Here is a 1,215-nt window from a genome sequence, read left to right as displayed (position 1 = left end):
CCCTAACCCCCGGGGGCTCACCCCGGTGATCAAGAGGTTTGCGTCAGGATCCAGCTCGAAACTGACGCAAACCTCTTGATCAACTCTCCGGGCGGCAGCCTGTTGTCCACAGGGCTGTGGAGGTTGTCCACAGGGGCTTTGGTGGGGTGGGGTGCGTGGGCAGGCTGGGGTGGTGGGACCACAGCAGCTTCTTCGCGATGTCGGGGCAGGGCAGGACGGGATGGTCACCCTGGCGCAGGCGCTGCGCGCTGGCCTGACCAGGGACCAGGTCCGACAGCTCTGCCGATCCGGCAGGTGGCAACGGCTGATCCGTGGCTGCTTCGTGCCGACTGCCGAGTTGAGTGAGTCAGCACTGCAGCGGGTGCGGGTCCGGGCGGCAGTCGTGAGCCTTGGTCCAGGTGCCTTCGCTGTCCTCAAGACCGCCCTGGAGCTGCACAACATCGCGGGTCTTCGCCGGGCTCCGCAGGTCCACGTTTCGGTGCCGGTCGATCGGCCACGGCCCCAGCGCGCTCTGGCGCCGTGGTTGGTCGTGCACCAGATGACCGTCCGGCCGGGCGACATCACTGAAGTTGCGGGTGTTCGGGCGACCTCTCCGCTCCGCACAGTCTCCGACGTCATTCTCCAGGTTGATCGTTTTTCCGCCGTCTGTGTCCTCGACTCGGCACTCAATCAAGGTCGGATCACCTCGGCCCAGCTGGCGCTGATCCCGGATCTGATCCGGGGGCGGCGGGGCGCGGTCGTCGCGCGGGCCTGTCTGGCAGAGGCGGACGGGCGGGCGCAGTCGCCGCTGGAGACGCGTACCAGGCTGCGGTGCGTCGACGGCCGGGTGCCGCCCGACGCGTTGCAGCTGGAGGTCCGCGACGATGACGGCCATCTGCTGGGGATCGGTGACCTGGGCTGGCGCGCCCCGAGGCTGATCGCGGAAGCGGACGGCCGCGACGCGCACGCCAGCCCGGAGGCGGCCTTCACCGACCGCCGTCGCCAAAACCGCCTGGTGAACGCCGGCTGGACCGTCCTCCGCTTCACCTGGGCCGACACCCTGGACCCCGACTACATCCCGTGGACAGTTCGGCAAGCGATCGCTCGCACCTCCCCGCCAGCCATGCTGATCAAGAGGTTTGCGTCAGAGTCAACCCGACCGCTGACGCGAACCTCTTGATCACCGACCGTGTCCGGTGAGCTGGGGTGGGCGTGGGGGGCAGTAGGATCCTGGGT

At 68.6% G+C, this 1,215-nt stretch carries 1 protein-coding gene; it reads left to right on the top strand.

Translation table 11 applies throughout. The features are described 5' to 3' along the window. Positions 1–172 precede the first annotated feature (172 nt). Positions 173–1,159, top strand: coding sequence for a type IV toxin-antitoxin system AbiEi family antitoxin domain-containing protein (locus EAD89_RS29960; RefSeq protein ID WP_233579236.1), 987 nt, complete (start codon positions 173–175; stop codon positions 1,157–1,159). Positions 1,160–1,215 lie beyond the last annotated feature (56 nt).

The sequence above is a fragment of the Micromonospora sp. BL4 genome (assembly GCF_003667505.1).
Classification (GTDB): Bacteria; Actinomycetota; Actinomycetes; order Mycobacteriales; family Micromonosporaceae; genus Micromonospora.
This window is presented reverse-complemented; position numbering and strand designations above follow the sequence as displayed.